Genomic DNA, 7428 nt, shown 5'->3' with positions numbered 1-7428 from the left:
GAGGCCATCGCCTCACCCGACGCGATCGACGGCAACACCTGCTGCTTGAGTTCCTCAGAGCCCTTCAAGATCAAGCCCATCGTGCCCAACTTGTTGACCGCCGGGATCAACGACGCCGACGCATCGACGCGCGCAACCTCTTCGATCACGATGCACGCAGCCACCGAGTCACCACCCTGACCCTCGTACTCCTCCGGGACGTGAATGGCGTTGAAACCCGAGGCCGTCAACGCCGCCAGCGCCTCCTCGGGAAACCGCGAGTTCTCATCGACATCAGCAGCGTGGGGCTCGATCTCCTTCTCGGAAAGAGCCCGGATCGCCGCACGTAGCTCGTCATGCTCTTCGCCGAGCTTGAACAGATCAAAATCGGGGTTGCCGGCCATCAGAACACTCCTCGTATACGCCAGAAAAACTCGGTTCTTCCCGTCGATCCTAATACTTGCGCGCCCAGAGTTACTCACGGGTAACTGAAAAGACAGGGCCGTGCCCGACCGCGGCAGACGCTAGCCTGACGATGAATCGCACCCGCCGTGCCAGTGAGGAAACCATGACCCCCAAGCAGTCGCCCGAAGCAGAACTCGCCGACTTCGACCGCGCCGAGTTCACCCATTCCGGCAAGACGCGCACGATCTACCGGCGAGGCGAGGGGCCGGCCGTGGTTGTCATCGCGGAGATGCCAGGAATCACGCCAAAGGTGCTGAACTTCGCTCGCAAGGTGTCCGACATCGGGTGCACTGCTGTGGTCCCCAGCCTGTTCGGAGTCGACGGCCTCGACCCCATGCCGGACAACCTGGGGTATCTCAAATCCGTCGGGGTCCTGACGTCGGTTCTGGTCCCGACCTGCATCAGCCGTGAGTTCACAGTCCTCGCCACGGGGAAGTCGTCACCTGTGGTGACCTGGCTGCGGGCACTGGCCGCCGATGAGCACGAGCGGTGCGGTGGCCCGGGTGTCGGCGCCATCGGGATGTGCTTCACCGGCGGATTCGCCCTCGCGATGGCCGCGGACGACCGACTCCTGGCCCCCGTGCTCGCCCAGCCCTCCATGCCGTTTCGGCCGATCGGCGCGGCGAACATCGACATCTCGCCCGACGATCTCGCGGTTGTCAAAGGGCGGTGCGCCGCAGGTCTGGAAGTGATGGGTGTCCGGTTCAGGAAAGACAAGCTCTCCCCCGCTGCCCGGTTCGACTACCTGCGCAGAAATTTGGGCGACGCTTTCGTGGCCATCGAGATAGACGACGCCGACGCGGGCCCGTCGCCGATGCCACCGCACTCGCCGCTCACCGAGCACCTCATCGACGAGCCGGGCCAGCCCACCCGAGCCGCTCTCGACGAGGTTCTCGACCTCTTCCGGCGCAAACTGCTGGTCGACGCCGACAGCTAGCCTCCGAGAAGTTTCTGCTGCAAGGCCTGATCTTTCGCCAGAACCATGTCCGACAGGTCGGCCTGGAACCGTTCCATCTGCGCGCGCAGGCCCGGGTCCGCCGCCGCGAGGATGCGCACCGCCAGCAGACCAGCATTGCGTGCCCCACCCACCGACACAGTCGCCACCGGCACCCCGGCGGGCATCTGCACGATCGACAGAAGCGAATCCATGCCGTCGAGGTATTTGAGCGGCACCGGAACACCGATCACCGGCAGTGGCGTTGCCGAGGCCACCATGCCGGGTAGGTGGGCCGCTCCGCCTGCACCCGCGATGATGACCGAGAGTCCGCGCCCGGCAGCCTCTTTCGCGTAGTCGAGCATGCGCTGAGGAGTTCGGTGCGCGGAGACGACACCCACTTCGAATCGGACCCCGAACTCGGCGAGGGCCTCCGCAGCGGCCTCCATCGTCGGCCAGTCCGAGTCGCTGCCCATGATCAGGCCGACCCGCGGCCCCTGTAGCCGGTTGCCCGAACCTTCGCCGTTCTCACTCACCGTGCACATCCCATCCGTCGGTCCACTCCGCGTGCGACATCCAGTGTGCCGCCCGCTCCGCGATCTCCCGCACATGCGCCACGTGCTCGGGGTCGTCGACGTTGCCGCCCGCCGATCCCAGCACGTTCACGTGTCCGATCTTGCGGTCGGGGCGTTCTCCCTTGCCGTACAGATGCACCTTCGCCTGCGGGATACGTGCAAACAGATGGTGTAGTCGCTCGTCCATCGACATCGCCGGAGCCTGCGCCGCACCGAGGATGTTGGCCATCACGGTGACCGGGGCCCGCGTTCCGGTGTCGCCCAGCGGGTAGTCGAGGACAGCACGAAGGTGCTGTTCGAACTGACCGGTGACACTGCCGTCCATCGACCAGTGACCGCTGTTGTGCGGTCGCATCGCCAGCTCGTTCACCAGGAGCGAGCCATCGGTGGTCTCGAACAGCTCAACCGCCATCACCCCGACCACACCCAGTTCGCCGGCCAGCGACAATGCGAGGCGCTGCGCCGAGATGGCCGTCTCTTCCGACAGGTTCGGTGCCGGCGCGATCACCACCGCGCACTGTCCTTTGCGTTGCACCGTTTCCACCACCGGCCACACGGCGCCCTGGCCGAACGGCGAGCGTCCCACCATCGCCGACAGCTCCCGACGCAGCGCGATCCTCTGCTCGACCATCAGGGACGAACCCGCTGGTGCCGCCGCCAGCGCCTCGAGTGCCTCCTCGCGACTGTCGACCAGCCACACCCCGCGCCCGTCATAGCCGCCGCGGATGGTTTTGAGGACCACCTGCCAGTGATGTTGCTCACCGAACTCGATGAGCGCCTCCATGGGGTTGTCCTGGGGCAGTTCGGCGTACGCGGGAATGGGCGCGCCGAAGTCGGCGAGGCGCCGCCGCATGGCGAGCTTGTCCTGGGCGAAGATCAGCGCGCTCGGCGGAGGAAGCACACTGACGCCCTCACCGACCAGCACCTCGAGATGCTCGATCGGCACGTGCTCGTGGTCGAAGGTCAGCGCGTGGCTGCCACGCGCGGCCGCGCGGAGGTCGTCGAGGCTGTTGTGGCTGCCGAACACCACATCGGGGCTGACCTGGGCGGCCGGCTCGTCGGCGGACGCAGCCAGGACACGCAGACGCTGCCCCAATGCGATGGCGGCCTGATGGGTCATGCGCGCCAGCTGACCGCCGCCGATCATGGTGACCACGGGCATCCCCGGGGCAGCTGCGTCACGACTGGCCTCCGGCGACGCCGGTGCAGGTGGGACCGCCGAATCGGAGGCCGTGGGAACAGCGGGCACGGGTGCCGTCGAGGCAGGGGTCGGATCACTCGTCACGGCTATCCATCGTGTCACGGGAAGCGTCGATCGGACGACACGGGAGGCACCGGGACGTGCCGGGATTGGTTTCTGGACGAACTTGTTTCGTAGACTCCATCCTTGTGTCACTCACCGATGGGCTCATGGCCCGTATGCCTGCGCCGCTGAGAGCGCTGGTAATGCGTCACCATGAGCTCATCAAGTTCGCCATCATCGGTGGCTCGATGATGATCCTGGACATGGCGATCTTCTACTCGCTGAGCCTGACGATCCTCGAGACCAAACCCGTCATCGCCAAGGTCATCTCCGGTGTGCTCGCGACCATCGTCAGCTACATCCTCAACCGCGAGTGGGCGTTCAAGAACCGCGGCGGCCGCGAAACCCACCACGAGGCGTTCCTCTTCTTCGCGATCAGCGGGGTCGGAGTGGTTCTCCAGGCCGCGCCGTTGTTCGTGGCGAACAACCTGTTCGACATCCGCAGTTCGGTCGACGTCACCAAGCTGGTGATCATCGACTTCATCCTCGGTTACATCATCGGCAATCTGCTCCAGATGGCGTTCCGCTTCTGGGCCCTACGGCGTTTCGCCTTCCCAGAATCCGATCTCGCGGCCGCGGTCGACGCGTCGGTTCTGCGTCCGGACGACGATCACGAGGGTCTCGCACGGCCAAAAGACGGACGGACACAGGACGAACTCGCCGACGAGGAGCTCGGTCACACCTGACCAGCGCCGCGCGCCATCAGCGGGGCTCGCTGTGACCGGTCCTGCTGGATCGGTCCGCATCATCCGTGTCGTGTCGCGGAACCACGATCGCAAAGGTCGCCGGACGCCGCTGCAGCAGATCCAGCCGGCCGCCGTCGGCTTCGATGAGTGCGCGCGCAAGCGGCAGACCCACCCCACTCGACCCACCCTCGGAGTAGCCGCGCTGGAACACGTGGGGCGCACTCTTGTCGCTGATCCCCTGACCCTCGTCGGACACCGACACCCGGATCATGCGGCTACCGGGCAACTCTCGCGTGTCCACCCAGCAATCCCCGGCCCCGTGGTGCAGCGCGTTGTCGACAAGCACGCTCAACGCCTCCCGCAGCCGGGTGGGGGTGACCCGAGCCGCGCACTGCCCGACCCCTCCGGCCCGTAGATGACGACCCTGCACCTCGAACGCCGATTCGTAGTCGGCGACCACCTGAGCGACCTGCTCGGGCACGGAGACGGGATCGAGCATCGCGACCTGTTCACCCCTGGCGGCGGTGATCAACTCGTCGAGTTCGCTGGTCAGCCGTTCCACCTGCGCCAAACCTGCTTCGGCCTCGGTCACCACATCGGGATCGGGATGGATCGAGAGTTCGTCGAGCCGCAGCCGGATCGCGGTCAGCCTGCTGCGCAGCTGATGGGAGACCTCTCCGACGATCCGTCCCTCGCGTTCGAGCCGGATGGTGATCTCCCGGTTGGCGGCATCGAGCGCAGAGGACACCCGGTCGAGTTCTTCGATGTCGTAGTGCCGGCCTTCGGTGCCGAAGTCGCCCTTGGCCATGCGGGCAGCGCGTGCGGCGACGTCCTCGAGCGGGTCGGCGAGGCGGCCGGCCGTCACCGCGGCCACCACCAGACCCAGGATCACCGAGGTCACCACCACCACGGAGACCACACCCACAGCTCCCCACTGCCGGCTGCGCACCTGAGCGTGCGGCACAGAGAGGGTGAGCGACCCGGCCTCGCCGAGGGTGAGCGATTCGGTGACCGCTTCCTCGTCGATCGGCGCTCCCACCTCGAGCCGCCCGCGTTCAAGGCCCTGGGGCCCGCTGATCGGGAAGTAGATCTCCAAGCGGCCGTTCTCGGGTACGAGCAACCGGAACTTGTCCCGGTCGACGGTGCCGCTGATCGACCCGTCGGGTCCTTCCTGACTGAGCAGCTCGGTGGATACCCGTTTGAGGCGGTCATCGAGATCTTGATGTGCGGTGTCGTCGACCCACCACCAGGCGGTGAACATCAACGGCACGCCCAGCAGCAGGCCGATGCCCATCACCATGGCCATCATCGACCGAAGGATCCGGCGGCGCATCTAGTCGGGGTCGAACCGGAAGCCGACACCGCGAACGGTGACGATGCGCTTCTTCCGTCCGGGCTGATCGTCGCCGATCTTGCGGCGCAGCCAGGAGATGTGCATGTCGAGCGTCTTGGACGACAGGAGATCGGGGGTACCCCAGACCTCGGTCAGGATCTCCTCGCGGCTGACCACTTCGCCGCCCCGCTCCATCAGGTACCGCAGCAGGTCGAACTCGCGGTTGGCGAGCGTCGCGTCCTGACCGCTGACCAGCACACGCCGTCCGCGCGCGTCGAGGTGGATGTCGCCGGCTTCGATGACCACATCCACGCTCTGCTTGCGGCGCAGCAGCGCGCGTACCCGGGCCAGCAGTTCGGCAAGGCGGAACGGCTTGCCCACGTAGTCGTCGGCCCCGGCATCGAGGCCGACGACGAAATCCACCTCGTCGGTCCGAGCGGTCAGCATGAGCACGGCCAGATTGGGCCGAACCGCCCGGATACGGCGGCAGACCTCGAGGCCGTCCATCTCGGGCAATCCCAGATCGAGGACCAGCAGTTCGAACCGGCCGCTCCGTGCCTGCTCCAGCGCAGCGGTGCCGGTGGTCACGACCTCGCAGCCGTACCCTTCACGGCTCAGGGCGCGGGCCAGCGGAGCGGCGATCGCGTCATCGTCTTCGGCGAGCAGAACTTCGGTCACCAGACCAATTTAGGCGCATGCGGCACAGATACCCGGATTCGATCGGATTCCCGCGCGGCCACAGGCCATTTCGTGACCAGTTCGCCGCCGCCGGGTGGGGGTCAGCGCCGGAAGCTGTTGCCGTCCGGGGCATCGAAAACCTCGTGATAGAGCAGTGAGTGCACGCGTTCCACGTTCGGGATGTCGTTGAACTCGAGGGGGTCTTCGGACGCCGACTCGATGATGAGGGTGCCCGTTCGGAGCATCCGATCGATCAGTCCGTGCCGGAACTCCACCGAGTTGATGCGCTGGACCGGGATGTCGATACCCGAACGGGTGATGATGCCGTTGCGGTAGGTCACCCGCCGATCGGTGAGGACGAAGTGGGTGGTGCGCCAACTGATCAGGGGCCGCACGAAGAACCAGAGGACGATGAAGAGCCACAACGCGGCGATGACGATGCCCAGGATCATCTTTGCCGTGGAGTCGAGGTCGGTATTGGACAGGTAGCCCCCCGCCACACCCGCGGCGGCGGTCGCGACAACAAAGATGAGCGCGGGGGCCAGCAGGCATTTCCAGTGCGGATGGTGATGCACAACCACACGTTCGCCCTGAGCAAGGATGTTCTCCGGATACCCCATCGACAAATCCTCCCGTTGATGACCGTGGCGTACGGCGACTCGCCCGGTCGGTGCCGTAATCAAACCAGAATCGGGCCTGTCCGAACCACAGGCAGCGCCTCGACGGCCCGCCGGTGGGGACGCAGACGGCCCCGGGGGCGCTACGGTGGACATCTGATCGTTCTCAGGCCGCAGCAGCGCTGGTCGGTAAACTCGCGCGCAGGGAGGTGCACGATGTACCCGAATGACCCGTACGACCCGAACAAGCCGCGAACAGCCCGGTTCGACCGTGGCTACGAACCCGAATCACAGGCTTACAGCCAGGCGTACGACCAGGGGGCTCCGCCTCCGGACCCGTACTACGCCGCTGCGCCACCACCGGCCGCGCCGCCGCGACGGCGCCCCGTCACCAACCGGCCGCAGGTCAATCCCACGATGTTCATCGGCGGAGTCCTCGCCACCGCCATCGTGACCGGCCTCGCCGCCTGGCTCGTCGCGTGGATCATCCGGCTGGTCATCGAGCGCATAAACGAGACCGGGAAGCTCGGCGTGTGGAATCCGATGGCGAACGACGAGTACTGGTTCGCCATCGTCGCGTTCCTGTGCGCCCTGTTCGCAGGAGCGCTCTGGTACGTACTGCAGCTCACCACACCATCGCCGAGCCAGTTCTTCTCCTGGATCGTCGGGCTCCTGATCCTGGCAGCCATCTTGATCCCACTGCTGCTGTCGCGGGATTGGACGACCGGGATCTCGACCGCGATCATGCACGCGGTGATCGGTATCCCGATCCTCCTGCTGATCCCGGCGATGGGCACCAAGAGCTACGAACGTCGCTGACGGCCACGGCCTGCGGTAGGGCGACAGGCCGGCGTCGAC

Annotated in this window: 9 protein-coding genes; 3 read left to right on the top strand and 6 right to left on the bottom strand. The window is 66.2% G+C overall.

From position 1 onward, the window contains the following. On the bottom strand, positions 1 to 383 hold a 383-nt coding region (locus tag ACVWY6_RS13310; RefSeq protein ID WP_457538523.1), incomplete at its 3' end, for an acyl-CoA dehydrogenase family protein. A 164-nt stretch (positions 384 to 547) separates the two neighbouring features. On the opposite strand from ACVWY6_RS13310, the gene ACVWY6_RS13305 reads away from it, so the two are divergent. Continuing rightward, positions 548 to 1381: a dienelactone hydrolase family protein gene (locus tag ACVWY6_RS13305; RefSeq protein ID WP_457538521.1), complete on the top strand. Its 834-nt coding sequence runs from the start codon at positions 548 to 550 to the stop codon at positions 1379 to 1381. Here ACVWY6_RS13305 and purE read toward each other — a convergent pair. Further along, entirely contained in the window at positions 1378 to 1914 is a 537-nt protein-coding gene (gene purE / locus ACVWY6_RS13300) for a 5-(carboxyamino)imidazole ribonucleotide mutase (protein ID WP_457538519.1), read from the bottom strand. The genes ACVWY6_RS13305 and purE overlap by 4 nt on opposite strands. Continuing rightward, positions 1907 to 3202, bottom strand: coding sequence for a 5-(carboxyamino)imidazole ribonucleotide synthase (locus ACVWY6_RS13295; RefSeq protein ID WP_457538626.1), 1296 nt, complete (start codon positions 3200 to 3202; stop codon positions 1907 to 1909). The genes purE and ACVWY6_RS13295 overlap by 8 nt, the downstream gene beginning before the upstream one ends. Positions 3203 to 3342: 140 nt before the next feature. Here ACVWY6_RS13295 and ACVWY6_RS13290 point away from each other — a divergent pair, with 140 nt between their 5' ends. Continuing rightward, a complete protein-coding gene (locus ACVWY6_RS13290; protein WP_457538517.1) occupies positions 3343 to 3942 on the top strand; it encodes a GtrA family protein in 600 nt (199 codons plus the stop codon). A 16-nt stretch (positions 3943 to 3958) separates the two neighbouring features. On the opposite strand, the gene ACVWY6_RS13285 is transcribed toward ACVWY6_RS13290, so the two are convergent. The 3 genes from ACVWY6_RS13285 to ACVWY6_RS13275 form a co-directional block, all read right to left on the bottom strand. Next, the gene (locus tag ACVWY6_RS13285) at positions 3959 to 5275 is read right to left on the bottom strand and encodes a sensor histidine kinase (protein WP_457538515.1); all 1317 of its coding nucleotides are present in this window, start codon (positions 5273 to 5275) and stop codon (positions 3959 to 3961) included. After that, positions 5276 to 5953: a response regulator transcription factor gene (locus tag ACVWY6_RS13280; protein ID WP_457538513.1), complete on the bottom strand. Its 678-nt coding sequence runs from the start codon at positions 5951 to 5953 to the stop codon at positions 5276 to 5278. It abuts the gene before it with no gap. A 101-nt stretch (positions 5954 to 6054) separates the two neighbouring features. After that, positions 6055 to 6573 carry a PH domain-containing protein gene (locus ACVWY6_RS13275; RefSeq protein ID WP_457538511.1) on the bottom strand — a complete coding sequence of 173 codons (519 nt, stop codon included), beginning with the start codon at positions 6571 to 6573 and terminating at the stop codon, positions 6055 to 6057. Positions 6574 to 6786: 213 nt separating this feature from the next. On the opposite strand from ACVWY6_RS13275, the gene ACVWY6_RS13270 reads away from it, so the two are divergent. Continuing rightward, positions 6787 to 7389 carry a hypothetical protein gene (locus ACVWY6_RS13270; protein ID WP_457538509.1) on the top strand — a complete coding sequence of 201 codons (603 nt, stop codon included), beginning with the start codon at positions 6787 to 6789 and terminating at the stop codon, positions 7387 to 7389. Positions 7390 to 7428: the final 39 nt, after the last annotated feature.

Source organism: Williamsia sp. R60 (assembly GCF_054063855.1).
The sequence above is the reverse complement of the archived record's forward strand: the minus strand, read 5'-3'. Positions and strand labels throughout refer to the sequence as shown.

Coding starts and splice junctions, on each gene's coding strand:
- ACVWY6_RS13275 (WP_457538511.1), bottom strand. CDS start 6,573: ATGGGGTATCCGGAGAACATCCTTGCTCAGGGCGAACGTGTGGTTGTG.
- ACVWY6_RS13305 (WP_457538521.1), top strand. CDS start 548: ATGACCCCCAAGCAGTCGCCCGAAGCAGAACTCGCCGACTTCGACCGC.
- ACVWY6_RS13285 (WP_457538515.1), bottom strand. CDS start 5,275: ATGCGCCGCCGGATCCTTCGGTCGATGATGGCCATGGTGATGGGCATC.
- ACVWY6_RS13270 (WP_457538509.1), top strand. CDS start 6,787: ATGTACCCGAATGACCCGTACGACCCGAACAAGCCGCGAACAGCCCGG.